The sequence below is a fragment of the Streptomyces sp. NPDC051776 genome (assembly GCF_040681345.1).
Taxonomy (GTDB): domain Bacteria; phylum Actinomycetota; class Actinomycetes; order Streptomycetales; family Streptomycetaceae; genus Streptomyces.
The window spans coordinates 23,585-48,315 of record NZ_JBFAYQ010000010.1 but is presented as its reverse complement, the minus strand read 5'-3'; the positions used below and the strand labels follow the sequence as shown (position 1 = coordinate 48,315).

23 protein-coding genes and 1 pseudogene are annotated in these 24,731 nt (G+C 70.9%); 12 read left to right on the top strand and 12 right to left on the bottom strand.

Features of this window, described 5'->3' with window-relative positions; all coding sequences use genetic code 11:
• Positions 1 to 121: 121 nt before the first annotated feature.
• Positions 122 to 265 carry a hypothetical protein gene (locus tag AB0M26_RS10795; RefSeq protein ID WP_365257890.1) on the bottom strand — a complete coding sequence of 48 codons (144 nt, stop codon included), beginning with the start codon at positions 263 to 265 and terminating at the stop codon, positions 122 to 124.
• A gap of 707 nt (positions 266 to 972) precedes the next feature.
• Between AB0M26_RS10795 and AB0M26_RS10790 the strand changes: the two genes are divergently transcribed.
• Complete coding sequence (locus AB0M26_RS10790; protein WP_365257887.1) at positions 973 to 1,449, top strand: MarR family transcriptional regulator; 477 nt, start codon at positions 973 to 975, stop codon at positions 1,447 to 1,449.
• Positions 1,450 to 1,977: 528 nt separating this feature from the next.
• Here the strand turns inward: AB0M26_RS10790 and AB0M26_RS10785 are convergent.
• A complete protein-coding gene (locus AB0M26_RS10785) occupies positions 1,978 to 2,304 on the bottom strand; it encodes a hypothetical protein (RefSeq protein WP_365257884.1) in 327 nt (108 codons plus the stop codon).
• A 317-nt stretch (positions 2,305 to 2,621) separates the two neighbouring features.
• Here AB0M26_RS10785 and AB0M26_RS10780 point away from each other — a divergent pair, with 317 nt between their 5' ends.
• Entirely contained in the window at positions 2,622 to 3,251 is a 630-nt protein-coding gene (locus AB0M26_RS10780) for a redoxin family protein (protein ID WP_365257881.1), read from the top strand.
• A gap of 18 nt (positions 3,252 to 3,269) precedes the next feature.
• On the top strand, positions 3,270 to 4,169 hold the full coding sequence (locus AB0M26_RS10775) for a cytochrome c biogenesis CcdA family protein (protein WP_365257878.1): 900 nt from the start codon (positions 3,270 to 3,272) through the stop codon (positions 4,167 to 4,169).
• Positions 4,170 to 4,277: 108 nt separating this feature from the next.
• Here the strand turns inward: AB0M26_RS10775 and AB0M26_RS10770 are convergent, their stop codons facing one another.
• Entirely contained in the window at positions 4,278 to 5,705 is a 1,428-nt protein-coding gene (locus AB0M26_RS10770) for a DUF1996 domain-containing protein (protein ID WP_365257875.1), read from the bottom strand.
• A gap of 934 nt (positions 5,706 to 6,639) precedes the next feature.
• Between AB0M26_RS10770 and AB0M26_RS10765 the strand changes: the two genes are divergently transcribed.
• Positions 6,640 to 6,855: a hypothetical protein gene (locus AB0M26_RS10765; RefSeq protein WP_365257872.1), complete on the top strand. Its 216-nt coding sequence runs from the start codon at positions 6,640 to 6,642 to the stop codon at positions 6,853 to 6,855.
• A 459-nt stretch (positions 6,856 to 7,314) separates the two neighbouring features.
• Here AB0M26_RS10765 and AB0M26_RS10760 read toward each other — a convergent pair whose 3' ends face one another.
• Both AB0M26_RS10760 and AB0M26_RS10755 read right to left on the bottom strand, forming a co-directional pair.
• Entirely contained in the window at positions 7,315 to 7,845 is a 531-nt protein-coding gene (locus tag AB0M26_RS10760; protein WP_365257869.1) for a pyridoxamine 5'-phosphate oxidase family protein, read from the bottom strand.
• A gap of 312 nt (positions 7,846 to 8,157) precedes the next feature.
• Positions 8,158 to 8,565, bottom strand: a complete 408-nt coding sequence (locus tag AB0M26_RS10755; RefSeq protein WP_365257866.1) for a hypothetical protein — start codon at positions 8,563 to 8,565, stop codon at positions 8,158 to 8,160.
• Between the two features lie 348 nt (positions 8,566 to 8,913).
• On the opposite strand from AB0M26_RS10755, the gene AB0M26_RS10750 reads away from it, so the two are divergent.
• Positions 8,914 to 10,191, top strand: a complete 1,278-nt coding sequence (locus AB0M26_RS10750) for a damage-control phosphatase ARMT1 family protein (protein WP_365257863.1) — start codon at positions 8,914 to 8,916, stop codon at positions 10,189 to 10,191.
• A 194-nt stretch (positions 10,192 to 10,385) separates the two neighbouring features.
• Here the strand turns inward: AB0M26_RS10750 and AB0M26_RS10745 are convergent, their stop codons facing one another.
• Both AB0M26_RS10745 and AB0M26_RS10740 read right to left on the bottom strand, forming a co-directional pair.
• Complete coding sequence (locus tag AB0M26_RS10745; RefSeq protein ID WP_365257860.1) at positions 10,386 to 10,595, bottom strand: hypothetical protein; 210 nt, start codon at positions 10,593 to 10,595, stop codon at positions 10,386 to 10,388.
• Between the two features lie 508 nt (positions 10,596 to 11,103).
• Positions 11,104 to 12,048: an aminoglycoside phosphotransferase family protein gene (locus tag AB0M26_RS10740; protein ID WP_365257857.1), complete on the bottom strand. Its 945-nt coding sequence runs from the start codon at positions 12,046 to 12,048 to the stop codon at positions 11,104 to 11,106.
• Between the two features lie 298 nt (positions 12,049 to 12,346).
• Here AB0M26_RS10740 and hemC point away from each other — a divergent pair, with 298 nt between their 5' ends.
• Complete coding sequence (gene hemC / locus AB0M26_RS10735) at positions 12,347 to 13,285, top strand: hydroxymethylbilane synthase (protein WP_365257854.1); 939 nt, start codon at positions 12,347 to 12,349, stop codon at positions 13,283 to 13,285.
• A 190-nt stretch (positions 13,286 to 13,475) separates the two neighbouring features.
• On the opposite strand, the gene AB0M26_RS10730 is transcribed toward hemC, so the two are convergent.
• Positions 13,476 to 13,967, bottom strand: coding sequence for a hypothetical protein (locus tag AB0M26_RS10730; protein ID WP_365257851.1), 492 nt, complete (start codon positions 13,965 to 13,967; stop codon positions 13,476 to 13,478).
• A gap of 456 nt (positions 13,968 to 14,423) precedes the next feature.
• Here AB0M26_RS10730 and AB0M26_RS10725 point away from each other — a divergent pair, with 456 nt between their 5' ends.
• From AB0M26_RS10725 to AB0M26_RS10710, 4 genes are all read left to right on the top strand, one after another.
• A complete protein-coding gene (locus AB0M26_RS10725; RefSeq protein WP_365257848.1) occupies positions 14,424 to 15,284 on the top strand; it encodes a helix-turn-helix transcriptional regulator in 861 nt (286 codons plus the stop codon).
• Positions 15,285 to 15,527: a DUF397 domain-containing protein gene (locus tag AB0M26_RS10720; protein WP_365257845.1), complete on the top strand. Its 243-nt coding sequence runs from the start codon at positions 15,285 to 15,287 to the stop codon at positions 15,525 to 15,527.
• A gap of 96 nt (positions 15,528 to 15,623) precedes the next feature.
• Complete coding sequence (locus AB0M26_RS10715) at positions 15,624 to 16,433, top strand: SAM-dependent methyltransferase (protein ID WP_365257842.1); 810 nt, start codon at positions 15,624 to 15,626, stop codon at positions 16,431 to 16,433.
• Between the two features lie 108 nt (positions 16,434 to 16,541).
• A complete protein-coding gene (locus AB0M26_RS10710) occupies positions 16,542 to 16,868 on the top strand; it encodes a nuclear transport factor 2 family protein (protein ID WP_365257839.1) in 327 nt (108 codons plus the stop codon).
• Positions 16,869 to 17,006: 138 nt separating this feature from the next.
• Here AB0M26_RS10710 and AB0M26_RS10705 read toward each other — a convergent pair whose 3' ends face one another.
• Positions 17,007 to 17,585, bottom strand: a complete 579-nt coding sequence (locus AB0M26_RS10705; protein WP_365257836.1) for a hypothetical protein — start codon at positions 17,583 to 17,585, stop codon at positions 17,007 to 17,009.
• A gap of 650 nt (positions 17,586 to 18,235) precedes the next feature.
• On the opposite strand from AB0M26_RS10705, the gene putP reads away from it, so the two are divergent.
• Entirely contained in the window at positions 18,236 to 19,762 is a 1,527-nt protein-coding gene (gene putP, locus AB0M26_RS10700; RefSeq protein WP_365257833.1) for a sodium/proline symporter PutP, read from the top strand.
• Between the two features lie 247 nt (positions 19,763 to 20,009).
• Here the strand turns inward: putP and AB0M26_RS10695 are convergent, their stop codons facing one another.
• The 3 genes and pseudogenes from AB0M26_RS10695 to AB0M26_RS10685 all read right to left on the bottom strand — a co-directional run.
• Complete coding sequence (locus AB0M26_RS10695; protein ID WP_365257830.1) at positions 20,010 to 20,999, bottom strand: NAD-dependent epimerase/dehydratase family protein; 990 nt, start codon at positions 20,997 to 20,999, stop codon at positions 20,010 to 20,012.
• A 132-nt stretch (positions 21,000 to 21,131) separates the two neighbouring features.
• Positions 21,132 to 21,713 (bottom strand): hypothetical protein, encoded by a 582-nt coding sequence (locus AB0M26_RS10690; protein ID WP_365257827.1) that lies wholly within the window; start codon positions 21,711 to 21,713, stop codon positions 21,132 to 21,134.
• A 182-nt stretch (positions 21,714 to 21,895) separates the two neighbouring features.
• Positions 21,896 to 22,380, bottom strand: a pseudogene (locus AB0M26_RS10685) (GNAT family N-acetyltransferase); the annotation flags it as partial.
• An 845-nt stretch (positions 22,381 to 23,225) separates the two neighbouring features.
• Here AB0M26_RS10685 and AB0M26_RS10680 point away from each other — a divergent pair.
• Positions 23,226 to 24,506 carry a YcaO-like family protein gene (locus tag AB0M26_RS10680; protein WP_365257824.1) on the top strand — a complete coding sequence of 427 codons (1,281 nt, stop codon included), beginning with the start codon at positions 23,226 to 23,228 and terminating at the stop codon, positions 24,504 to 24,506.
• Positions 24,507 to 24,731: the final 225 nt, after the last annotated feature.

Sequence of the window (24,731 nt, the reverse complement as noted above, 5' to 3'; positions counted from 1 at the left end):
CGCCCGACAGCTCACGGTGACCCGGTCCCGGCGCACGGAACGGACGGTCGTGCGGCGGCGTCCCCCGGGGCCGACGGGGGCTCGGGCGCCGCGGTGACGGGCGCTGTGACGGGAGCGGGGGCTACTCCTCGGCGGAGGCTTCCGGCGTCCGGCCGTCGGGCGGGCTGACCCAGCCGCAAAGGCCGCAGACGTAGCGGTTCTGCAGACCGTCTATCTGCGCTCCGCAGGCTGGGCAGGTGTTGGTGGAGTACGTGTCGCTGCTCAACGTTGCGCCCCGCAATTCCCGCAGAGCCAGCCGCCGTTCGGGCTCTGTTGCATCTGGCCGCCGCACTGCGGGCATTGATTCCGGGTTTCTGCCGGATCGATTCTCACAGCGAACTCCCGTCGTCCGTTCATTAGTGGAGACGCACGGGAACGTCACAGGTTCCATCCGCCGCTCTCATGGTCAACCTTTGGCCTGCACGATGCTCTCTGTAGGCGAACTGCGGATGGCCGTTCCCAGGCGCTCAACTGACGCTGTGACGGATCACGGACTGCGACAGGCCCGTCACCAGCGGAAGCATGAGCGTCTCGCCTTCCTTGAGCACTGCCGGCGGGGCGACTGCCCGGTCCGGCGCGACGCATGCATGGACGGTCCGCTCTTCACGTCATCGGCGGCCGACCGCCTCATCCTCCCCTCATCCGCCCGGCCGCCTCGGCCCCATTCCCCTATGCCCGGCTTCGGGCTGCTCCAGCCCCCGGCCGTGGCCGTCGTCGGCGCCCGGAGGTGTGGGTGCGGAACGGCGGTGACGGGTGAGGCTGTTGGGGTGTGGGCGGCATGGACGGTGAGCAAAGTCACACCGCTCGGAGGGTCTCCCTCCGTATTTCGTCCAGTTTTGCGAGGGCGGGCTTCCGGTTCGTCCAAGCCTCGGCTCACGGCTGGCTGAGGTAGGTCTCTTTCGTAGATGCATAACTCAGTGACATAAGTGGCTTATGGAAACCCGCCGGAACACCGAGGGCGACCCGGTGGCCGCGGAGACGGCGGCCGTACTGGAACGCCTCCTCCGTCTCTTCCGCCGCCTCGGGGCGCCCGTGGGGCTCTCGCTCACCGCCGTGTCGACGTTGAGCGCCCTGGAGCGGACCGGGCCCGGCCGTCTCACCGCACTCGCCGTCCGTGAGGGCGTCACCCAGCCCGCGATGACCCAGCTCATCTCCCGCCTGCAGGGGGCGGGACTGGTGACGCGGGCCTCCGATCCGGAGGACGGCCGGGTGGTCCGCGTACACATCACGGATGCCGGGCGCGAGGCGCTGGCCCGCCGCCGAGCGGCCCGCGCCGAGCGCCTCGGGGAACTGCTGGACCGGCTGTGCCCGGACGACCGGGCAGCGCTCCTCGCTGCCCTTCCCGCCATCGACGCCCTGACCCGGCTGGAGCCGGAGGACCGTACGAGCCCGGCTCGCGTGGCGCCCTGAGGCACCGGCCCGTCCGGCTCCCGGAGGATCTGCCTCCTCCCGCGCCCCGGGGAACGGCATTGCGCCGCGCCGGCCCGCGGCGTGCCGGCCCGCGGCGCGCTGGTCCGGGCTCACCGTGATCGTGGCGTTCAGCGCCCTGGCCGGCGCCTCGGACGGCATCGCCGGGATCGTCGGCTTCCGACAGTGCGCGGAGCCGGGGCCGGGACCGCCGAAGCGCGATGCGGTCCGGCACGAGTGCGGGTGGCCGGGCCTTCCGGTCCGCCCGCGGGACCGTACCCGTGCAGCCGCGCGCACGGTCCCTGCCACTACAGCTCGGTGCCTGGGCGCCGACCGCGGAGACGCCCGCCCAGTCGATGGCGGACGTTGAGGTCGAGCAACTCGGTGGCCTGTGCGGGCACGGGCAAGGCCTGCGGCACTCGTCGGGGGTGCACGGGGCGTCGTCCCCGTGCTTGCGCGCATCGGCTCCGTCCCGACTGCCCGTCCCCTCCTGGCCGGCCGCCGACACGGCCGGCCTGTGGCGGGCGGGGGTTACGCCGTGCGGGGCTGTTCGCCGGGCTGCTGGAGGGCGTGCCGCGGTGTCTCCTGGGAGCGGACCGCGTGCACCACCGACGGCGTCTCGGACGTCTCCTTCGCGGCTCCGGCTTCCTTCCCGTTGGGCGACGCCGGGGCGGGGCGGGTGCTCAGCTTGTGGCTCGCGGCCTCGTCGAGACTGATCGGACGCCCCATCTGGGCGGCGAGACGGCCGGCTTCATGGCCGAGCAGGGCGATGTCCTCCCAGCGGAGGCGCAGCACCAGGCGGAGCTCGGCCTTGCCGTCCGGGAGGGCTTGCAGTTGAAGGGCGTGCGGTTCGCTCATGCGACGGTCCTCCTGGGGGTCGGCAGCGGCAGGGCGGGCATGTTCCGCCCGCTGGTCCGCGGACGTGTGTCCAGAGATACGCAGGGCGGAGGTGGCCTGTTCAGCCGGGCCGGTCGTACTACAGCACCGCGCCTCCCCGCCGTACCGCACAGGACCTCAGCGTGATCCCGCACGGCACCTCAGCGCCCCACCCGCGCAGCGCCTCCGCGTGAAGCGACCTCCCGGGCACCGAACGCTTCCCCCGCCCGGGCCGTATAGCTGGGGGAGCTCAGGTAAGCAGGGGGAGCTCAGAGCGTCACACCTCAAGGGAGCCCGCCATGCGCATGCGCCGCCCCGCCCGCGTCCTCGTCACCGCTCTGCTCGCTGCCTCCGCGTTCGCCACCACCGGGTGCGCCACGGACAGCGGGGCCGGTGCGGCCTCCTCCAGCAAAGCGGCATCCGTAGGGGACGGGGCGCAGAAGGCGGACGGCGGGGGGCGGACCGCGGACGGCCGGGCGCAGGCCGGGGACGACGGCGCTCCGGACTCCGGAACCGACGGGGTTCCCGCGACCCTGCGGTTCCGGGGTACGACCCTGGACGGCAAGCCCTTCGACGGCTCGACCCTGGCCGGGAAGCCGGTTGCGCTGTGGTTCTGGGCGCCGTGGTGCGGCACCTGCCGGGGCCAGGCGCCCCAGGCGGCCGCACTCGCCCGGACCTATAGGGGCAAGGTCCATGTCGTCGGCATCGCCGGACTCGACACGACCGGGCCCATGAAGTCCTTCGTCTCCTCGACGAACGTCAGCGGCTTTCCACATGTCGCCGACGAACGGGGCGCCGTATGGAAGAAGTTCGGCATCACACAGCAGAGTTCCTTCGTCCTTCTGGACGAGAAGGGCGAGGTGGTGCACAGCGGAGTCCCCACGGGACCGGGGGAGTTGGACGGTCTCGTCTCGAAACTCGTCGGCTGACGCGGCCGGTCGCGACCGATGACGGATCTGCCCTTCGCCCTGGCGCTCACCGCAGGCATGCTCGCCGCGGTCAACCCGTGCGGGTTCGCCCTGCTGCCCGCCTATCTCTCGCTGCTCGTCCTGGGCGACGGCTCGACTACGCGCGTCGCGGCCGTGGGACGGGCCCTGACCGCCACCGCGGCGATGACCGTGGGGTTCGCCGTCGTGTTCGCGCTCTTCGGGCTGGCTGTCGCGCCCGGTGCGGCACAGGTGCAGCAGCAACTGCCCTGGTTCACCGTCGTGTTCGGGGCCGTGCTCGCCGCGGCCGGAGCCCGGCTCCTCACCGGCCGCCCCCTGCCGTCCCTGCTGCCGCGTATCCGCCGCGCCCCCGCCGTCACCCGGTCCGTGCCGTCCATGGCGCTCTTCGGCGCCGCGTACGCCGTCGCTTCGATCGGCTGCACCATCGCACCATTCCTGGCGATCGTGCTGTCCGCGTTCCGCAGCGGATCGGCGCCGGAGGGGGTCCTGCTGTTCCTCTGCTACGCGCTCGGCATGGGCGTGATCACCGGCGCCGCCGCCGTGGCGGTCGCCCTGACCCGTACCGCCGTGGTCGGCGGCATCCGCAGACTGGGCGCGATCGCCGGACGCCTGGGCGGCGCCCTGCTGCTGGTGGTGGGCGCCTACGTCGCGTACTACGGCTGGTACGAGATCCGGGTGTTGCGCGGCTCGGCAGTGACCGACCCGGTCGTCGACGGCGCGGCCGCGGCGCAGCGGTGGATCGCGGACGGCCTGGACCATGCCGGTGTTCCGCTGATCGCCGTGGTGTTCGCCCTGCTGCTCGCGGCAGCCCTTCTGCCGTACGGTCGCGGCCGGTCACCTGGCGTCCAGGGGACCGGCCGCGACCGTGTGGGGCCTGGTCAAGACCCCGCCGGGCAGTAACGCGGTGGGCGCGTCGGGCGGTGCGTGCGCCGCTTCAGCGGCCCGGGCCGGGGCCCTGGGCGCCGCGGCGGGGGCGCACCGGTTTCGGAGCGCCCCCGCGGCGAGCCGTCAGCCGCAGTTGCGTCCGCCGTTGATGCACGAAACCGCTTTGCGCATCAGGGCGTCGGACATCACGTTGATGAAGTCGCCGTGGTCCGTGACGGGCTTGTGGAGCTGCTCCGGGAAGCTGTCGACGGCGAAGACGGAGCCCGGCCTCACGTCGTAGGTGATCCGCTGCACGAGCTGCGGAATGGCCCGGAAGCCCTGCGGGCAGGCGCCGCTGCGGTCGGCGAAGGCCACATGCGTGCGGTGGTTGGCGCTGTCGATGTTGACACCGTCCCAGCAGCTCTGGAAGTTGAACGTCCGCACGACCCGGCTGCCGCTCGGGCACAGCGGGTACTTGTCCTTGAGCTGCCGGTTCTCGAAGCCGGTGCAGCTCCAGGAGGCATTGGCGTTGGCCGGGCCGTTGGTGAACGACTTGGCGTCGCCGGTGATGATGCGCAGGAAGCGGGGCATGGCCGTGACCTTTCCGACCGGGCTGCCCTTGAAGGTCAGTTTCACTGACGCCGGCTGGAGGATGCGGCCGATGTTGCCGTCCTGACCGCCGCCGGGCTGGTCGGCGTCGGCCTCCTGCTGGCCGTTGCGCAGACGGAGCACGGGCCAGTAGTGGGTGGAGCGGTCACCGTTGGAACAGGTGGTCCCGGCGGCGGCAAGGCTGTCGTTCGAGGAGAACGCGTTGGTGTCGAGGTTGCCGACGTAGTCGTGCTTGTGGTGGGCGCCGTTGCTCACACCCGGGGCCGCGATGACGTTGTCGGAGTTGAAGTGCTTGTTCCCGTTGCGTCCGCATCGTGTCCGGAACGTACCCACCGAGGCGTCGAGTTGCTTGGCGGGCTTGGCGACGTTGGGCCGCACGGTCCTGATGTCGACGAAGTCCGATCGGACGGGGCCACTGGCGGGCGGCGCGGAGCCACTGGCGTTCGGAGCGGGCGCGGTCGCGTTCGGGGCGGGGGTGCCCTGCGCGGAGCCCACGTCGGGGTCCCGTTTGACCGTGCACGACGCCAGCGAGACGAGCCATCCCGGGCGGTCGCCGGCCCGGTCCAGGGCCGTGCCGATACGGTCGAGCGCGGTGCGGCGCTGATCGGACAGCGGAGCCAGCACCCGAGTGCTCACCCACTGCCGGTCGCTCGTCGTACGGGACGTGGCGAGCCGCTGGTACGCGTCCGCAATCTGGCTGTCCATTCGCGCCAGCTCCGTGTCCACTGCGGGCCGTACCTGCCGCGGTACCCGCGAGAGGCGGAGCGTGACGTCCGGGCAGTCGATGGTGAGCCCGGCCTGCTGTACGGCGGCCGGAGTGGAGGTGGGGGCGGGGGCCCCGCCCCAGCCCGCCGAGGCGTTGTCATTGAGCAGTACGATCCCGCCTCCGCCCAGCGCGAGAGCGGCCACGGCAGCGATGGCCGTACCGATGACACGGGAGCGTCTGTGGCCCTTGTTTCTCACGAGGGGCCCCTTTCCGTTCGTCGTCCGCGCCGGGTGCCGACGTACGGGGTCGGGCCCGGCTTGATGCGTACCGAACCGTCCCCTGGCCCAGAGGGGACGGTTCGGTGCATGGAGATATACGGATGGGGGCGCGTTCGTGCTCGATGGTAGGGCGGAGAACTTCGTCGAATATGTCCGGGGCGCGCGGCGGAGCGTACGCGCCGGGTGCCCGCGGACCCGTACGGGGTGGCCGGCGAGGTGTACCGAGCGAACCGGCGGGCCGGCCGATGGCGGGCCTACCGGCCCCGGCAGGAGCTACAAGTCTGCCTTTCGGTCGCTCCATGCGCGTTGCCGGATCCGGCCCGAGATGGTGCCGCAGGCGCTCTCCTGTCGTACGCACGCCGGTCCTTCGAGGTGCCGCCGGCGCTGGGCGGAAGCGTTCGTCGCAGCGACGGGGCGGAGGACCGGTGCTGGGTGTGATGGGGGCCCGGGTGCTGGGTGATGGGAGGCCCGGGTACTGGGTGAAGGGGAACCCGCTGATCCGTCGACACCCTGGCCCGTCTTGGCCGAACCGCGCATCGTTGAGCGAGCGCCCTGCCCCGCGCCCATGCCCCGTCTTCTCGTAGCGCAAATCGCACCATGGGGAGTACTCCCTCCCGGGTGCCCCGCGCAGACCGTCGAGCCTCCCGGCCGGGACCGGATCCGGTGACCGGAACTCCCCGCGCGTAGGGCGATTTTGCGGCGGTCGCGACCCTTCGCCCAGTGCCCACGGTTGTCCGGAATTCAACGTTGCGCTGTGGCCGTGGGCGATGGGGCGTGGACACCGCGCAACGGGCGGAGGCTTCGCGATGGCCTCGCGGGCGTGCGCTGCCGGGGCCGATGAGCGGCCCGTTCGTGAGCCGTCGCGGGCCGGGGAGGACATGCGCGGCGGCCGCCGCTGTCACACGCTGGGAACATGACTGACGCACGGACCCCGATCGTGGTGTCGCGGGTCATGCCGGGCGATCGGCCCTTCCGCATCGTGGAAATCAACGGGGAGATGGTGGGGACCGCGCACGACATGCTCGATGTGGTCCGACTGGCCCAGCGCGCGGGCTTCCGGAATATCGATCTCGACGATCCGGCCGTCGTCAGATGGGTGGGCGGCGGCAAGTACACCTGGTCACTCTGAGCCCCGGGGCCGGCGTCCCGCAGCACCGCCCGCGCCGACTCTCCCGACCGATCCGGCCTGGGTCTCCCGGGTTCGAGCCGGCGCCCTGGGGCCCGGGGCGAGAGCAGGGCATTCGGGGGTGGGTGCTCGGAATCCGGGTCGGGCGCTGGGGATTCGGGGCGACTTGCCGGTCTGTGGGGCGAGCGCCCCGGGCTCGGGGTCTGGCGCTCGGAATCCGCAGCGGGGCCGGGGATCGGGGTGCTCGGACTCCGGGAGCGGGTGTTCCCGATACGAGCCGGTGCCGACCGGGCCTCGCTTCGGCCGGTGCCTCGGTTCGGAGGGCTGGCCTGGTGGGGTCGGGTGTTCCGGTTCGGGTGGGTGTTCCGGTTCGGAGGGGCGTCCCCCCGGCGTTCGGGCGGTGTCCCGGTTCGGAGGGGTGTCCCGGTTCGGGGGGCGTTCGGGCGGGTGTCCCGGTTCGGGTCAACCAGCGGTGGTGGCGGGGAAGCGCCAGCGGGTCTGGCCGTACCGGCCCTTGGCGAAGCCGAAGGCCGTCGCCGGCGCGACCCGGAAGACCAGGGCCCGGCCCGCCTCGTGCTGGAAGGCTCCGTCGCGTACGTCGAAGTGCCAGTCCTTGCCGTACTTCGTCTCGTACGCAGCGGCCGCCTGCTGCAGTGCGACGTCGTCTGTCACCCGCACCGCGTCTCCCTCCACGACCAGATCCAGCCCCTCGTTGAGTCTGTTGCACCCCGTGGTCAGGATGCAGTGGGTGTTGGTGCGCAAGTTCTTGGCCTTGCGCTCCTCCGGTCCCGTGCAGAAGAGGAGTGCGTCGTCCACCCAGACGGCGAGGAGGGGCGTGACGTGCGGGCGGCCGTCGGGGCGCACGGTCGTCAGCCAGAAGAGCTCGGCCCGTTCGAGTTGGCCGCGCGCGGTCGGCCACCGGATCGCGGACGCCTCCTTCATGCTGTAGCGCTCGTCCAGTTCGGTGACCGGTTCCGGTGCACTGGCTGCCATGGTGTTCCCTGCTTTCCGCTCTTTTCCGCACTCTCGCTCGTACTGCCGCCTGCCGCCTGCCGGCGGGCGGACGCGGCCGGGCGCCGGCGTGGGCGCATCCCGGTGCGCCTTCACGGCCGGCTGTAGATGAGACCGGGTACGGCCTCCGAAGTCATCGGTGTGCGCGGGGAGCGCAGACACGGGACGTGAACCGCACGAGGGCCCGCTCGCGCGTCGGGGACAGGACGACCCTGGGCGGTGCGCCTGGACGCCCCGGTGCACGGAACAAGCCGGGGCGGCCGGTGTGGGCCGCCCCGGCTTGCACCGGGGTGACTACTGACCGGGGCCCGCGGCCCCGGTCTCGCCGAGGTTCACGGCGTCGCCCTGCCCCGCCTGGCCCGCAGCGCTGTCGCCCTGGCCCTGGTTCAGGCCCTGGCTCTGGTTCAGGCCCTGGCTCTGGTTCAGGCCCTGGCCCTGATCCTGGCCCTGGTTGGCGGCCTGCACGGGGAGGGTGCCCTGCGCGGGACGCCCCGCCGGACCCACGGACGTGCTCGACACACAGGACTCGTTGCGCTCACCCAGGCTGGGGAGCAGGCCGCCGAGGATTCCGGGGTTGACCTGCCGGGAGCACATCTGCATGTTGCCGCCGCCGCCCGGACCATCGGCGACTGCGGGTGACGCGATGAACAGGGCGCCGCACAACCCGGCGCCTACTGCGGACATGCAAATCAGCTTGCGCATGAAAACCTCCTGATCGAGAGCACGTTGTTCCCACCGTGTCGCGGAGATCACGGAGCCGCACGCGGGCTTACTGCGACCGGGGTGACGCACCGTCGGTTATGCGCAGCGTTCACGTCGCGCCCCGGGCCTGGCCCATCACTTGTCCTCATTCATGACGATGCGTCAGTGATTTCGGCCTCTGATCCCTTCAGCAAGTCATGATCTGATGTGTCACCAGGTGATGCAGAGTCATGCGGCTGTAAGGTCCCGCCGGCGGTGGCGGCCCCTTGGTGCGAGACCGAGAGAAGTGCGTACCCGAGAGAGCGCGAGACCGAGAGAGAAGCGCATACCCCGAGAGAAGGTGCTGCGATGAGCCGATCCCGGACGGCGCCCGGACAGGACGGCGTCCCGCCGCCCATCGTGAGCAACGAGCCGGGATCCTTCCCGTACAACGTCTGGCACGAGCGTCATCCCGCACTCTTCCGGCGGCTGAAGGAGACGTTTCCCTTCGGAGCCGGTCAGCGGCAGGCACTCGACCGGTTGCTCGAGGAGACGCTCAGCGGTGTGATCGAGCCGCTTCCGGACACCGCACACGACCATGCGGTGTGGTCCGGGCCGTGGGACCGGGGGCACTACGACACGCGGTGGACGGATGCACCGTTCCTGTGGGCGGAGAGCTACTTCTACCGCCGACTGCTGGGGGCCGTCGGATACTTCGGGCCGGGACCATGGCAGGGCATCGATTCCTTCGGGCCTTCCAAGGACGGCGAGTTGAACAGCGAGACGGTCGACGAGGAGCTCACCGCCCTCGATGCCCTCGGCCCCGCGGGTACAGGCCCCCCGGGCCCCGCGACCCACACCGCCGGGAGCGGCACCGTAGGGACCGGCACCCCCCTCGCGGATGCCGATGACGGCCTGACCGATGCTTTGCTCCGGGCCGCGCTCTGGGGCAACCGTGCGGACCTCGGCTTTCTCATCACGGCGGGCGACGCCGGGCGGACCGACGGTGGCAGCCCGCTCGTCGCCGACGACCCCGAGACCCTGCATGCCCTGCTGAGCCCCTCGGCCCGGCAGGGCGGACGTATCGTCATCGTCGCCGACAATGCCGGGCGCGAACTCATCCCCGACCTCGTCCTGGTCGACCACCTGCTGACCAGCGGCCGCGCCGCCACGGTCACGCTGCACATCAAGCCGCAGCCCTACTACGTCTCCGACGCCACGGCCGCCGACGTCCTGGCGAGCCTGCGGAGAATGGCCGCCGCGCCAGGTCGAGCCGGCGGCACCGGCGGACGGCTCTTCGCGGCGATGCGGGATGAGCGGCTGAGGCTCGGCGCGCATCCGTTCTTCTGCGCCCCCTTGCCGTACGAGGAGATGCCCGGCGATCTGCGAGAGGACTTCGCCTCGGCTTCCCTCACGATTCTCAAGGGCGATCTGAACTACCGCCGTCTGGTGGGCGACCGGCACTGGCCCGCGACCACGCCCTTCGCCGAGGTCACCGGCCACTTCCCCGGACCGGTCGCGGCCCTGAGGACGCTGAAGTCCGACGTCGTGACCGGGCTGTCGGCCGAGACCGTCGCGGCGCTCGACGCCTCGGGCGAGGCGTGGCGCACCAACGGCCGTCATGCACTGATACAGGTCCGGCCCTGACCCTGCTCCGGTACTCCCGGGCGTTCGGCTTGACCGTGCGCCGGGCACCCGTACGGCCCCGACAGTGCGACAGCGACCCGTGCGCCCGGCCGGTAGGGCAACGGGCTACGCAAGGGCTGCGCAAAGGGCCGAACGAGACGAACCGGGGCGGCCGCGTCGCGGCCGCCCCGGCGGGTGCTGAAGATGCGCGGGGATCAGCTTCCGGGGTTGACGGCGCTGCTGGTGACGCAGGACTCGGCCTGGTTACCGGCGTTGGGCAGGAGCCCGCCGAGAATCCCGGGGTTCGTCTGCTTGGAGCACATCTGCATCGTGCCGTTGGGGCCCTCGGCCATGGCGGGCGAGGCGAGGACGAGAGCACCGAAGAGCCCGACGCCGACGGCGGACAGACGGATGATGTTGCGCATGGGAAACCTCCTGTGAGAGCGCGTGGGACCACGGTGTCCCGTTGATCAATCCATCGCACCCGGACGTACTGCGAGCGGGTTGCGGAGGTGACGGGCCGTCGGCGTGTCGGGGTGACAGGTCGTCAGGAGACATTCCACTTTCCGGCCCCGGAGGTCCGGGGAGACCCCGTTCGGCCCAGCCGGTGCCTCGTCCGGCGTACGGGGGCGTCGTACGGGGGCGTCGTACGGGGGCGCCATGGACGGGAGCGGACGGCGAAGCGTGCAGAGTCGGGGCCGAGCCGTGCGGAGTCGGGCTCGGAGCCGTGCGGAGTCGGCCGGTCTCAGGCGTCGTCGCTCGGTGTGCCCCGGTGAAAGTACAGTCGCCGGCCCTCGTCCTTCAGGCGCCGGTCCGAGGTGAGCCGCGCGCGCTGCTCGGATCCGCGTCCCGCTCCCACCGCGCCCCGCCGCAGACGATCGGCCCGACTCGGACTCCGGCCGCAGCGTCGGAGTCCCCCCGGGACGCTGTCGCTCATGATGCGCACCCGCCCCACACACGCTGCTCCGCACGCTCGGCCCGCAGAGCCGCCAGCATCGAATGGGCGCGCTCGACGCTCTCGATGTCCCGGTGCTCGATGCCCCGGCGCAGCGCGATCAGGGCCTCCACCGCTGCGTACGAGACACAGGCACGGCGCTCGGCGTCGGTGAGCTCGCGTCCGTATCCCTCGTAGAACGCGGAGCGCAGGCCAGAACCGGTCTGCAGCAAGCCGTACTCCAGGCCCGCGAGATCGCGCCGCGCCGCCGGCTCGACGCAGGTCCGCTCGAACCCGATGAGGCGGAGGAGCTGCTGCCGTTCGTCCCAGAGCCAGTTCCGGGGCTGGTAATCGCTGTGGGTCGGCACGCCGGGGAGGGACGGCGGCGGTTCTTCCGCGATGGCGCGGAGCAACTCCTCGTCCTCCCGGGCCAGATACAGCGCCGCTCCGTTGAGCATCTCCTCGACATCCGCCGCCCAGGTCGCCTCCGGCCCCGCCCCCGCATTCGCGGCTGGACCCGCGGCTCCCGCTCCCTCCGACGCTCCTGTTCCCGCCGTGGCGCCGACGGGAGCGGAGTGCAGACGCGCGAGCAGCGCCCCCGCCTGCCGGTACGCCTCGCGCTCCTCCTCCGGTGCGGGCTTGCGGATGCTGAGCGGGCGGCCGGGGAGCGCGGTGAGGACGATCGCCCCCGTCTCGGCGTCCGCCGCCGCCAGTTCGGCCGCGTGCCCCTCGCCGAGGTACCCCGTCCATCTGCGGTACGCGGTGACCTCGCGGTCGAAGGACTCCGCCTCCGCGTGCCTCCTGGCGAACCACCGTCGCCCGTCGAACCCCTTCACTTCCCAGCCTCTAGTCCCGCCAGGTCCTCCCCACGCATGCTCGCCGACCGTGAACTCGCCTGCCACGGAACCGACCAGGTGATGCAACTCCCTGGGCATGTCGGACATGACCTCTCCCCCTTGCGATCAGACAGCCGACGAGGCCGCCTCTGCCGCCGATACGGCGCTTCTGCGTGACGCGCCGGACACCCGTGGTCACCGGGTGCTGACAGAAGGATGCCAATCGCCACTGACATCCGGGGGCAGTACTCCACTGTTGCTACCACGAAGTCCTGTTCCTCTCGGCGCCGAAGGCCTTGCGCGCGAGATCCCACCCCAGCGCTCACGCTCCGCCCCCTGCCGCTGCTGCCGTCGCCCACTGGATCCGGTACACGACCCCGGGATCTGACGCTCTATCGTGTACGCCATGTCCGCCCCAGAGTTGATCCGCATCGTCTCCCGCTCCTCTCCCATGGCCCTGGCCCAAGTCGAGCGGGTCCGTACCGAACTGGCCGCCCTGCACCCCGGAGTCCGTACCGAGGTCGTGCCCGTCACGACATCGGGGGACCGATGGATGGGCGACCTGGCGAAGCTGGGCGGGAAGGGCGCGTTCACCAAGGAGGTGGACGCCGCTCTACTGGCGGGCGAGGCGGATCTCGCCGTGCACTGCGTCAAGGATGTGCCCGCGGACCGGCCGCTCCCCGCGGGAACGACCTTCGCGGCCTTCCTCAAGCGTGACGACATCCGCGACGCTCTGATCCACCCCGGCGGACTGACTCTCGACGAGCTGCCCCCCGGAACGCGCATCGGTACGTCGTCCGTGCGCCGGGTCGCCCAATTGGCCTCCTCTCACCCGCACTTGGAGTGCGTACCGATGCGCGGCAACGCCAACCGCCGCCTGGAGAAGCTCTACGCGGGGGATGCCGACGCCCTCCTCCTCGCGGTCTCCGGGCTCGAACGCATCGACCGCACCGATGTGATCACCGAGGTCCTTTCCGTGGAGACGATGTGCCCGCCGATCGGCGCCGGGGTGCTGACCCTGCAGTGCCGTGAGGACGACACCACCACGATCGACGCCGTGAGCGGACTCGGGGACCCGGCGGCGCATCGCGAGACCACGGCCGAGCGGATGTTTCTGCACGTGCTGCAGGGGCACTGCAATTCGCCCATCGCCGGATACGCCCGGGCCGAGCGCAACGGCGGACTCTCCCTCCGGGCCCGTGTGTTCACCCCGGACGGCAAGACCGTACTCGACGCCCATGAGTGGGCCGGCCCGCTCGACCCCGCGACGCTCGGCACATCCGTGGCCGTCGCGCTGCTGCGCCAGGGTGCGCGCGAGCTGATCGACAGCATCGCCCCCCACTGAGCCCCGCCGCCCACGGTTGCGCGCGGGACGCGCGGGTGCTTCACCCCGCTTCGGCTTGCCACCTCCCGGGCCGGACAAGCGTCACCGGCGTAGGGACCGTCACCCTCGTGCGGTTCGTCAACCCTCGTGCGGTTCGTCATCCTCGTACCGGTCCAGCACAGCGCACCCGTTCAGTGTCCGGCCGACCTGGTCACCGCGCGTGGACCTGCTGTCCGAGCCAGTCCTCCGACCAGGTCGGCGAGGATCCGGTGGCCCGGCACACGGCCATGTACAGCAGGATCGGGTGGGTGTACGGCATAGTGTCGACCGGCCAGTGGATCAGCCGGGGCGCACCGGGCCGTCCGCCCGCACGCTGCTGTCGCGGCTCGGGTACGTAACCCCCCACTGCGTAGCGGGCCTCCGGCGGCCAGGCGACCCCTTGGTGGGAGCCGGACGGCACGACCCACCACCAGTGTTCGCCGTCGTCGAAGATGCACCCCACCCTCGGCAGGGCTTCCAGGATCCGTGGTCCGATGTGCCGCGACACCCCCAAGGCGTCGCATCCGAGCGACAGAGGCAGTGCGGAGGGAACATCAAGACGCCGCAGGGGGACCGGTGCCGGACGGCGGCTCCGCTCGCCGAGCAGTCCGCGGGAGAGACGGGAGACCAGATCCCGGGCGGTGTTCGGCCTGGGGTGGTTCATGCGACGGCCCCGTCACGGGACCGAGGCGTCCGGGCCCTCTCGTCCGTACGGCGCCCTGAGGACTCTTCTTCTGTGCGGCGTCCTAAGGACCTGGCGTCCGATCGGTGTCCTAAGACCCTCTTGTCCGCACGGCGTTCGACAGGCATTCTCACTCGGGCCTCGCGGCCCGCGGCTCACGGCGAACGCCGGTGCCGGAGAACGAGCGTGTCGTCGTACGAGTCGTCATTGCCCGAGCGAAGGCCACGGCGGCTCCTAACGGTGGGGGTGTGCGGGATGTTGCCGCACTTTCTGTGCCGCAGCGACGTGAACGGCACGAACGTCACCATGACCAATATGGTTGTGTGCGCTGACACTTGGCAAGACCCACTCTGAACATTGCAGAGTTGAGATTGCAGTGTGTCCATGGCCAGCCGGACCGTGGCAGACTGCGGCCATGAACGTGTGGGGAGGTCCCGCGTGAGCGAGCCGCGCTCCGCGCCGACCGTGGGTCAGGTCGTTCTCGGCAAGCGTCTTCAGGACCTGCGCGAGCGTGCGGGGCTGAAGCGGGATCAGGCCGCCCGGGTGCTGCGCGTCGCGCCCGCCACCGTCCGCAGGATGGAGACGGCCGAGGTCGCCCTCAAGGTGCCCTACGTACGAATGCTGCTCGAGGCCTACGGTGTCGCCGGGTGCGAGGTCGATGCCTTCATCGAGCTCACCGAGGAGGCCAACAGGCCGGGCTGGTGGCGGCGGTTCCACGACATCCTGCCCGACTGGTTCAGCCTGCACGTCAGTCTGGAAGGCGCGGCGAGCCTCATACGCGCCTACGAGCCCCACTTCGTCCCCGGCCTCCTCCAGACCGAGGACTACGCCCGCGAGGTCCTGCGCTCCGGCGCGCTCGGGCAGTCCAGGCCAGATGACCTCGAGCGGCACGTGGCGCTGCGCATGGAGCGGCAGAATCTGCTGTCCCGCCCGGGTGGACCGAGACTCTGGGTCGTCATGGACGAAACGATTCTGCACCGCCGGGTGGGCTCTCCCGGGCTGATGCGAGCACAGATGGACCGACTGCTCGAAGCGGCCTCGATGCCCCAAGTCACGCTGCAGGTCGCCGAGTTCGCCTCCGGACACCACCCGGGCACCTACGGGCCGTTCGTCCTCTTCCGGTTCGCCCTCCCCGAACTCCCCGACATGGTCTACGCCGAGTACCTGACGGGCGCCGTCCACCTGGACGAGCGGCGGGAGGTGGCCTCCCATCTGGAGGTCCTGGACCGTATGGCGGCCCAGGCCGCGACCGCACAACGCACTCGGGACATCCTCAGGGAATTCCGCAGGGAGATCTGAATGGATCGCGAAGGCATCTACAACGGTATGCGCGCCACCGACCTGGGCACCGAGGGCTGGCAGAAGCCCTGGAGCGGTGGCAACGGCGGCAACTGTGTCGAGGCCATGAAGCTGGCGGACGGCCGGGTGGCGCTGCGCCAGTCCAACGACCCCGAAGGGCCCGCCCTCATTTGCACCGGCGCCGAGATCCTGGCGTTCGTCCAAGGGGCGAAGGCGGGCCAGGCCGACTTTCTTCTGTCCTGACACACCCCTAAGCGACGAGGCTGTCACCGCACGCACCATCAGGCTGTCGTCAACCGGCCGTCACCGGCCAGGACATCACCCACAGGAGCGCTCCCGATGACCGCACGAGAGGCCGAGGCCGGCCGGATCGACACCAGCAGGCCGCACCCGGCGCGCGTCTACGACTGGTTTCTGGGCGGCAAGGACAACTACCCCGTCGATGAGACCCTCGCCCAGCAGATCCTCGCCGTCGACGCGAACGCGGCCGACACCGCGAAAGCCAACCGCTCGTTCATGCACCGCGCAACCCGCGGGCTCGCGCGCGGTGGAATCCGCCAGTATCTCGACATCGGAACCGGGATCCCCACTGAACCCAATCTCCACCAGGTCGCACAGGGCGTCGCTCCGGAATCCCGCATCGTGTACGCGGACAACGATCCGATCGTTCTCCGCCACGCCGAGGCGCTGCTGCGCAGCACACCCGAGGGCGCCACCGGCTACATACAGGCCGATGTGCGCGAACCCGCACGGATCACCGAACTGACCGCCGGCGTCCTGGACTTATCCCGTCCCGTCGCACTGTCCCTCATCGGACTGCTGCATTTCGTCCCGGACGAGGACGACGCATACGGCCTCGTGCGCAGCCTCCTCGACTCCCTTGCCCCCGGCAGCCATCTCGTCCTCTCCCATGTCACGGGGGACTTCGATCCCGCGTCCACGGAGCGCGTCGTCGGGCTCTACGGCAAGGGCGGCGTCACGCTCAGGCCGCGGAGCAGGGTCGAGGTGGCAGCGTTCTTCGAGGGTCTCGACCTCATCGATCCCGGGCTCGCCCCGGCCCCGCTGTGGCGCCCGGATGCGGGGTCCGTGCGCCCAGACCCCGCGGGCCCGCCCGCCCCCGTGTACGCGGCGGTGGCGCGAAAGCCATGACCGCGAGACGCCTCTACAGACCATCGGCTCGGCCGCAGTCAGCCGGGCGTGACGGGATCCACCACGGCGATCACGCGAGGAGCGCGATGGGCGTCAGAGGCGACAGCGGTGCAGCGAGGCGTACGCCGTGGCGCCCCTCCGCTGGCGACGGCCGGCGTCGACGCGGAGGCCATCAGGGCGTGGCCCGGCACCTGGGACGGACCGCAGGGCTACGAGGTGGAGCAGCTCGCCGTCTCCGCGGCGGGCGACGTGGCGTTCACCCACAGCCTGGACCACATGTACGGCACCCAGTCGGGAGCCACGACCGACCTGTGGTTCCGGACAACGCTGGGACCGGAGCGTGTCGACGGCCGCTGGCTGATCACTCATGAGCATCAGTCGACGCCGTTCTACATGGACGGCTCGGGCAAGGCCGCGCTCGACCTCGCTCCGTGAATGCCGTGCCGTAGCCCTCGATCCGTCCGGTGTTCTTACGGACGGTGCTTTTCCGGCCCGTGGCGGTGCGCCCGGTGCCGCTGCGCTCGGGTGCCGCACCGCAGTGTGCCGCACCGCGGGCGTGTCCGTGGACGACGGTCACCGGGAGCGGCCGGGCAGGTAGGGGGACAGCATGCTGATCACCCGGTCCAGACCGGCCACCGGCTCGGACTGGTCGGTCATCACGGTGACGTGATCGTGGACGACCACGTACTGGATCATGTCCCGGGCCTGCTCGTTGATGGTGCGCCGCGGAAGGTTCGGGAAGTCCGCGGAGCTCAGCGCCTGGCGCAGCGAGCGCAGCCCGGAGGCTTCCACGGTGCCGCCCGGACCGGTCTTCCCCTTGTTGACCGTGGTGTAGGTGCCGTCTTCGAGGACGCGGAGCTGCTCCTGCCGTCCGGCGAACCCGCCGGTGACGACCATCTCGACCAAGACCGGTGCGGGTACCTTTCGGTCCTGGGAGACGGTCGGGGAGGGGGAGGGCGCCCCGGAGGCGGAGGGGCCGGGCTGTCCGGCTGACGGCGAGGAGGCGGCCCGGGAGGAGCCGGCCGACGAGGGCCGGTCCGGGGACGCCGTCGGCGTCGCGGAGGCGTCGTGGCCGTCACCGCAACTCGATGCGAAAAGCGCGACTGCCGCCGCCAGCGCGACCACCGTACTGGTCCGGAATCTCAGGCTCACGGCCACTCCTTGAGATGGCGTCTTAGGGGGATCGATCGAACTCTGCCGCTTTCCGGTCCCGGAAGAAAGGAGGCTGCGCGGTGCGTGAATCCGTACGCCCGAGGATGGGCCCGTGGCCCGCACCGTCGGCGTTTGCCGTCGTCGCTGCGCCCGCCGTCCGTCCCCGCGCAGGGTGACGGTCCGTCCTCGTGCTGGGTGACGGTGCGTTCCCGTCCGGGGTGACGGTCCCTCCTTGTGCTGGGTGACGGTGCGTTCCCGTCCGGGGTGACGGTCCCTCCTTGTGCTGGGTGACGGTGCGTCCTCGTCCGGGGTGACGGTCCCTCCTTGTGCTGGGTGACCCCCGGACGGGCCCCGGACCGACCCCGGACCGACCCCGGACCGACCCCGGACCGACCCCGGACCGACCCCGGACCGACCCCGGACCGACCCCGGACCGACCCCGGACCGACCCCGGCAACACCCGAGAAGGGCTCGCGCTTCCCAGCTTGGACACCGGTCAAACCTGGACACGATATTGGGTCGGCATCCATATTGTCGGCTCGCCCCGGGGTCTCTAATCTCTGGGTTCCGAACCGGAGAGGCCATCCCCGCGTGACGGCTCCGTGTGACGGCTCCAAGTGACGGCAGCGCCAGCACCAAGGGAGAGGCGGATGACCATCCTGACCGTACCGGTCATGATCAGCTTCGGACTGTTCCTGCTCGCCATGATCCTTGTGGGCATCTGGACGTACCAGGAGACCAGCACCTTCTCCGACTTCGCCCTTGGCGGTCGTCGCCTGAGCGCACCGGTGGCGGCGCTGTCGGCGGGCGCCAGTGATATGTCCGGCTGGCTGTTCCTCGGCCTGCCCGGCGCCGTGTACGCGACCGGCATCGGCGCCACGTGGATCGCCGTCGGACTCGTCATCGGTACCTATCTCAACTGGCTGCTGGTGGCGCCCCGTCTGCGCACGTACACCGAACTGGCGGGCGACTCCGTGACGCTCTCGGCGTATCTGGAGGAGCGCTTCGAGGACAACACCCGGCTGCTCCGCTTCATCTCGGCCGCGGTCATCGTCGTGTTCTTCACGGTCTACGTGGCGAGCGGCTTGCTGGCGGGCGGCGTGCTGTTCGAGGAGATCTTCGGCGGGGGCTTCGAGTTCGCGCTCACCGTCTTCGCCGTGGTCATCGTGGCCTACACCATCCTGGGCGGCTTCCGCGCGGTGAGTATGACGCACACCGTGCAGGCCACCGTGATGTGTTTCGCCGCGGTCGTCCTCCCGGCCGTTGGCATCGGACTGCTGGGCGGCTGGACCTCGTTCGAGAGTGTGATCAACGCGAACACCCCGGCACTCCTGGACATGGGAGCCGAGGCGAGCTTCGACGGCGGCCAGTGGGCGTCCGGCAAACCGCTCACCGCCGTTGCGGTGATCTCCCTCCTCGCCTGGGGCCTCGGCTATTTCGGCCAGCCCCACATACTTGCCCGCTTCATGAGCATCCGCAGCACGCGTGAGATACCGCTGGCCCGCCGCATCGGCACGACCTGGGTGATCATGGTCCTCGCCGGAGCCTCACTCGTGGGACTGGTCGGCATCGCCTCGCTCGACGAACCGCTGGACAACCCCGAGACGGTGTTCATCGCGCTGTGCGCGCAACTCGTCAATCCCTGGTTCGCGGGCCTGCTCCTGGTGGCGGTGCTCGCTGCCATCAAGTCCACCGCCGACAGCCAGCTGCTGGTGTCGGCGACCGCGTTGACGGAGGACTTCTACCGGGCGTTCCTCAAACGGCGCGCCTCGGACGCCACGCTGGTGCTCGTCGGCCGGGGAACCGTCGTGGTCGTGGCCCTGGTCGCGTACGCCATCGCCCTCAGCGGCGGCGCGGTGCTGGACATCGTCGCGTATGCCTGGGCGGGCTTCGGCGCGGCCTTCGGTCCGGTGCTCATCCTCTCGCTCTACTGGTCGCGCATGACGTGGGCCGGGGCGCTGGCCGGGATCGTGGCCGGTGCCCTGACGGTCGTCTTCTGGAAGAACATCGACCCGCTCCTCGGGCCCTTGCAGACCGGCGTCTACGAGATGGTGCCGGGCGTGCTCGCCGCCACGCTCGCCGCGCTGTTCTTCGGCCGGTTCGTCGGCCGTCCGCCGATGCGCGCGTGGTCGGGTTCGATGGAGAACCGGAGCAGCACGAAGGTGATGGTGGGCTGAGCCGCCGGGCTTTCCGAGTTCGGCCCTGCCGCTGCACGGGTTCGGCCCCGTCCCCGGGGTTCGGCCCTGCCGCTGCACGGGTTCGGCCCCGTCCCCGGGGTTCGGCCCTGCCGCTGCCCGCGTTCGGCCCCCCGGCGTACGGCTCGCCTCCGTCCAAGTACGCTTCGTCGCCGCCCGAATACGGTTCGCCGCGCCGGGGGCACCGGGACACACCCCGACCCCCCGGCGCCGCCTTCCCGTGCCGGCCTCAGGAGATGTTCCGCAGGACGCTCTCCTCCTTCTCGGGGTCGAGCCCGACGGCCGGGCGGTCGGGCCGCTGAGGCGCCCGCATCCCCAACTCCCGCAGCCAGGCCCACGTATCGGCCACCGTCTCGCCGACCGGCCGGCAGCGCAGCCCGGCCGCGAGGGCCTTCGACACGTCCCCGCCGTGCAGGGTGTCGTGCAGTTCGCCCGGTGGCGCCCAGACAGGGAGTTCCGTCCACGGCTCGATACCGGCCGCGAGCACTGCCTCCGGGGCCAGCCAGCGGAGCCGGGCGTCGCTGCCCGTCACACGCGCGCAGGCATCCAGGAGCTCGCCCATGGTGACGTGACCGGGCGGGCCGACGAGGTTGTACGGCCCCCCGAGCCCCGCCTCCGCGGCGTCCAGGACCCAGACGGCGAGATCTCGCGCGTCGATGTACTGCAGGGGCAGATCGCGCGGTCCGGGCGCGAGGACCTGGCCGCCGCGCGCGATGCGGTTCAGCCACCAGGGGAGCCGTCCGACGTTCTCCCAGGGGCCGAGGATCAGCCCCGCCCGCGCCAGTAGCCCCCGGTCCCCGAAGGCGTCGGTCACGGCCATCTCCCCGCCGCGCTTGGCCTGTGCGTACGCGACGTCACCGAGGCCGGGCGAAGAGTCCACGAGCAGGCCGTCCTCGTCCAGCCGGGCCGCGGACGGGAATCGGTAGACGGACCGGCTGGAGACATAGACGTACCGGCCGGCCCGGCCGGCCAGCAGACGGGCCGTGTCGCGTACGGCCGACGGCGCTCCGGACCAGGTGTCGACGACGACATCCCACGTGCCGTCCTTCAGGGCCTCCAGACCGCCGGGCGCCCTGCGGTCGCCGTGCAGCACGGTCATGCCGTCCGGCGGGCCGTGGTGTCCGCGGTGGAAGACCGTCACCTGTCCGCCACGGGCGCGGGCCTCTTCCGCGACGTTCCGTCCCACGAATTCCGTTCCGCCCAGCATCAGTAGTTTCATGCCGCTGACTCTGCCTGCCGCGTGCCGCGTCGGGGACGTCTTCCTGCTGTCAGCAGATCCGCCGAGGGCCGAACCACGCAGGCGCCTCGGCCCACGCGACGCGCCTCCCTCGGTGCTACGGGGAAGGCCGGGTCAGTTGCCCGGCAGACCGTCCGTCAAGTCGCCGATCACGGTGTCGAGCGTGCCGCCCACACCGTCGACGACGCCGTTGACCGGACCACGGTCCTGTCCGCCGTCGTCCTGCTGCCGGCCGGCGGACTCGTCGGTGGCGGTGGCGCGCCCTGTACCAGGGGACTTGGTGGCCTGGGAACTCGTGCCGGACTTCGGAGTGGCGGGCCGTTCCGCCGCCGGTGCCGAGCTGGGGGCGGTGACCGGCGTGGCCGCCGCGGTGGGGGTACCGGCATCGTCCGAAGCCTGGGACGCGGTCCGTTCGGCACCCGCTCCGTAGCCCCGGTCCTGGAGGAGCTCCGGCTCGGCTGAGTGGGTGGGCTTGAGTGCGGGGTGGGCGGGAGTGGTGTCCGCCGCGGTGGGCTCATCCCCCGGCGTCCCGCCCTGGCGGGAGTCGAGACCCGGCCGCGCCTGCACGGGCGCGTCGTCACCCGCGGTGGAGTGGATCACGAACGCGATGCTGCCCGCCGCACCCAGGGCGACGGCGGTCCTGAGCGCGCTGGAGTGCGCGTGCTGTATGGGGGTGGGTCTGCGGTGTCGGCCCATCTCGCTGCTGTCTCCCGGTGACGTCGCTGGGCTGGGCGGGGGTGGGCGCCCCAGTAAAGTCCGGCGAGAGGGCCGAACGCAGTTCCGAGACGTACTCGTTACAGGTCGGGGAACGAAACCGGACCATTTCCTTCGGCTGTTCTGCCGTCGTGTGGCGCGCTGCGGCGTATGGGCATTCTCTGGAGCGTGCGATACATGATGTGCAGCCCCACATAGCCTTGCGCCGGATGCCGGAATCCTTCCGGGATCGTGCCGATCACGTCGAAGCCCAGCGTCTCGTACAGCTTCACCGCGTGCTGGTTCGTCTCCACGACGGCATTGAACTGCATGCCGCGGAAGCCCGCGGCGCGCGCCCACTTCAGCGTGTGTTCGACCAGGGCCCGGCCCACACCGCGCCTGCCGTGCTCGGGGTCGACCATGTAGCTGGCGCCGGCCACATGGGAGCCGTTGCCCCTCTGGTTGCGGTTCATCTTGGCCGAGCCCAGGACGTGCCCGTGTCGTCGACGGCGATCACGGTGCGGTCGGGCGGTGGCAGCAGCCACCAGTCACGGCCCTCTTCCTCGCCGAGGTCGAGCGGAAAGGTGAAGGTGTCGCCCGCTGCGACGGTGCGGTGGAAAAAGGGCCAGATGGCGGGCCAGTCCTCCGCGGTGGCTTCCTTGATCAGCATGACGGTACGGGGGGCCGGCGGGCCAGCGCTTTCCCGTTAGGCACTTGTCCTGACCTGTGTACGGGCTCCGGTCCCCCGGAAACCCGGCGAAGGCGAGGAGCCCGGTTCGTCGGGGCGGGAACCGGAATTTCAACCGTCATCATTTCTCCATGCAATGAATCCGCAACCGCGGCCTGGGTGAAGGGCCGAACTCCGGCATGGTCCAGCCGCATATGATTCGCGCCACACGGACCGAACTCTTCGTTACGGACGGTGTGTTGACGTGCCGGTCGTTACGGACGGTAACGCGCCTCCGGCCGATTCAACCCTGAACCATCGCGTGAACGCAATGTTCACAAGTGCAGCCATCCGCTGATCTTCGCTGCGGCCCGGGGCAGTTCGGCGTGGCTTACAGGAAAGTCGTGGACGCCGTCAAGAGGGCCGGTTGCGGACCTCGTTCAGGGGTTGTGGATCTTCGGGTGAACTGCAATCCTCACCTCGGCATCCATTCCCGATGCCGGTGAACAGGTGAACAAGTGAAGGCTTCGACGGGTCCATGGCGCGGTCCCGCGCCAACTGATCGACGAGGAGACAGGCTCTTGCGGTCCGACTCAGTACCGGGAGCCGAACATGGTCCGGAAGCTTCGCGGAGTGTGATGGCCCCGGTTCCGATTTCCTTTCGGCAACTCCCTTCTTCAAGGATCGAACACCGGATTCACTATTCACCGAACGAAGCGCGGGGCGGCACGGCGATCCGTAGTCGGCCCGGAGAATCCCGGCCCAGGTCGGAGGGCCGGCCCGAAAGAGTTCGGAATTCCGCGGACAGGGAACGCGATGACGTATGCGGAGCGGCAGGAGGTGGCCTGATGGAAGGTCAGAAGGTCATGGAGTGCTTCTGTAGCGGTGATGAGCCCGACGCCGGGGAACTGCTCCCGATGTTCATGACGGCGATGGGTCCGCTCGCGGGCGGCAGGGGACTCCTGGAGGAGGAGCACGACTTCTGCGGCGACAGCCGTGCGGCGCTGCTGCGCCACGCGGAGGGCCGTGGCGCCGAGCACACCGGTACGGTCGTGGGCGCCGCCTTCGAGGTCTTCGAGCGCCACAGCCTGTCGGTCTACCGCGAGGATCTGCTGCTGACCGCGAGTTACGGGTCGCTCGAGGAGCAGCTGTTCGACGCCGTCGCGCCCTCCCGGTTTCTGTGCGCCCGGAGTTCGACCGTTGCGGACCGGCGCAGAGCCGATGCCCTGCCGCGTTCGTGGGTCCGCGGCGTCTCACTTGCGACCGGCGCCGACTGCCTCGTCCCGGCCCAGGCCGTCCACCTCCCGTACTTCGTGCCCGAGGGCGAGGGCTATCTGCGCGACCCGGTCGCCACCGGTGCCGCCTCCGGACTCTCCTGGTCGGCCGCCGCACGCCGCGGGCTTCTCGAAGCGGTCGAGCGCGATGCGCTGATGATCATGCACTACCTGCAGCTCTCGCCCGACAGGCTCGACCCGCGGCTCTGCCGCGACGGACGGCTGGGCGAACTCCTTGCCGCAGCACGGCGGGACGGCTTGGACGTCCGGCTCTTCCGCGTCCCGACCGACCTGCCCGTCCATGTGGCCGTGGCCCAGGTGACCGATCTTTCGGGCACCGGACCGGAGACGACCCTCGGTGCCAAGGCGTCGCTCTCGCTGCACGAAGCCCTCGCGGGTGCGGTCCTGGAGGCGGTCTGCTTCCGCCGCGGCCTGCAGGAGCGCTACGAGGACGTCGTGCGCTACGCCGACGAGTGGCTCGGCACCGGGTCGGACATCGGCTGCCGGGAGGACCGCGTCGGCTACTGGGCCCAGCCCGGCCGGTCCCGCGAACTCCCGTATCTGCATCAGGAGGGGCCCGCGCTGAACCCCGCCGACCTCGTACCCAGGGCAGGGTCGATGCGACGCCTTGTCGCGCAGGTCCTCGACCGCGTCGGGGACGTCGTGGTCTGCGATGTGACGACGGACGATCTGCGCGACATGGGGGTTTCCGTGGTCAAGGTCGTGGTCCCGGACCTGCAGCCGATGCATCTGGCCGAGCCCTTGAGGGTGTTCACGCCCCGCCTGCTCGGCTACGGCGCGTCCAGTGGCTACGGAAAGGTCCTTCCCGGCGACTCGCCGCACCCCTTCGTCTGACCAGCCGCCCCCGCGGGAGACCCTCCACGCTCCCCGGCGGCCCCGTCCCTCCGCACGGCTCGCGGGGGACTCGGTGCGGGCCCGGAATGCCCGCCCGCAGTGCTCGTCCGCAGTGCCCGTCGCGGTGCCGTCGGGAGTGTGCACCGGGGGTCACGTCTCAAGCGCGGCGCGTGGAACTCCTGCGTCAGCCGTCTACTTCTGATGGCCTCAACTCCTCATATCTGG

Excerpts from the sequence above, each read along its gene's own strand:
- AB0M26_RS10745 (WP_365257860.1), bottom strand. The coding sequence starts at position 10,595 with ATGCGCAACATCATCCGTCTGTCCGCCGTCGGCGTCGGGCTCTTCGGT.
- AB0M26_RS10750 (WP_365257863.1), top strand. The coding sequence starts at position 8,914 with ATGAGCCGATCCCGGACGGCGCCCGGACAGGACGGCGTCCCGCCGCCC.
- AB0M26_RS10695 (WP_365257830.1), bottom strand. The coding sequence starts at position 20,999 with ATGAAACTACTGATGCTGGGCGGAACGGAATTCGTGGGACGGAACGTC.
- AB0M26_RS10740 (WP_365257857.1), bottom strand. The coding sequence starts at position 12,048 with ATGTCCGACATGCCCAGGGAGTTGCATCACCTGGTCGGTTCCGTGGCA.
- AB0M26_RS10785 (WP_365257884.1), bottom strand. The coding sequence starts at position 2,304 with ATGAGCGAACCGCACGCCCTTCAACTGCAAGCCCTCCCGGACGGCAAG.
- AB0M26_RS10765 (WP_365257872.1), top strand. The coding sequence starts at position 6,640 with ATGACTGACGCACGGACCCCGATCGTGGTGTCGCGGGTCATGCCGGGC.
- AB0M26_RS10715 (WP_365257842.1), top strand. The coding sequence starts at position 15,624 with ATGACCGCACGAGAGGCCGAGGCCGGCCGGATCGACACCAGCAGGCCG.
- AB0M26_RS10775 (WP_365257878.1), top strand. The coding sequence starts at position 3,270 with ATGACGGATCTGCCCTTCGCCCTGGCGCTCACCGCAGGCATGCTCGCC.
- AB0M26_RS10755 (WP_365257866.1), bottom strand. The coding sequence starts at position 8,565 with ATGCGCAAGCTGATTTGCATGTCCGCAGTAGGCGCCGGGTTGTGCGGC.
- AB0M26_RS10680 (WP_365257824.1), top strand. The coding sequence starts at position 23,226 with ATGGAAGGTCAGAAGGTCATGGAGTGCTTCTGTAGCGGTGATGAGCCC.
- AB0M26_RS10720 (WP_365257845.1), top strand. The coding sequence starts at position 15,285 with ATGGATCGCGAAGGCATCTACAACGGTATGCGCGCCACCGACCTGGGC.
- hemC (WP_365257854.1), top strand. The coding sequence starts at position 12,347 with ATGTCCGCCCCAGAGTTGATCCGCATCGTCTCCCGCTCCTCTCCCATG.
- AB0M26_RS10760 (WP_365257869.1), bottom strand. The coding sequence starts at position 7,845 with ATGGCAGCCAGTGCACCGGAACCGGTCACCGAACTGGACGAGCGCTAC.
- AB0M26_RS10790 (WP_365257887.1), top strand. The coding sequence starts at position 973 with ATGGAAACCCGCCGGAACACCGAGGGCGACCCGGTGGCCGCGGAGACG.
- AB0M26_RS10730 (WP_365257851.1), bottom strand. The coding sequence starts at position 13,967 with ATGAACCACCCCAGGCCGAACACCGCCCGGGATCTGGTCTCCCGTCTC.
- AB0M26_RS10690 (WP_365257827.1), bottom strand. The coding sequence starts at position 21,713 with ATGGGCCGACACCGCAGACCCACCCCCATACAGCACGCGCACTCCAGC.
- AB0M26_RS10780 (WP_365257881.1), top strand. The coding sequence starts at position 2,622 with ATGCGCATGCGCCGCCCCGCCCGCGTCCTCGTCACCGCTCTGCTCGCT.
- putP (WP_365257833.1), top strand. The coding sequence starts at position 18,236 with ATGACCATCCTGACCGTACCGGTCATGATCAGCTTCGGACTGTTCCTG.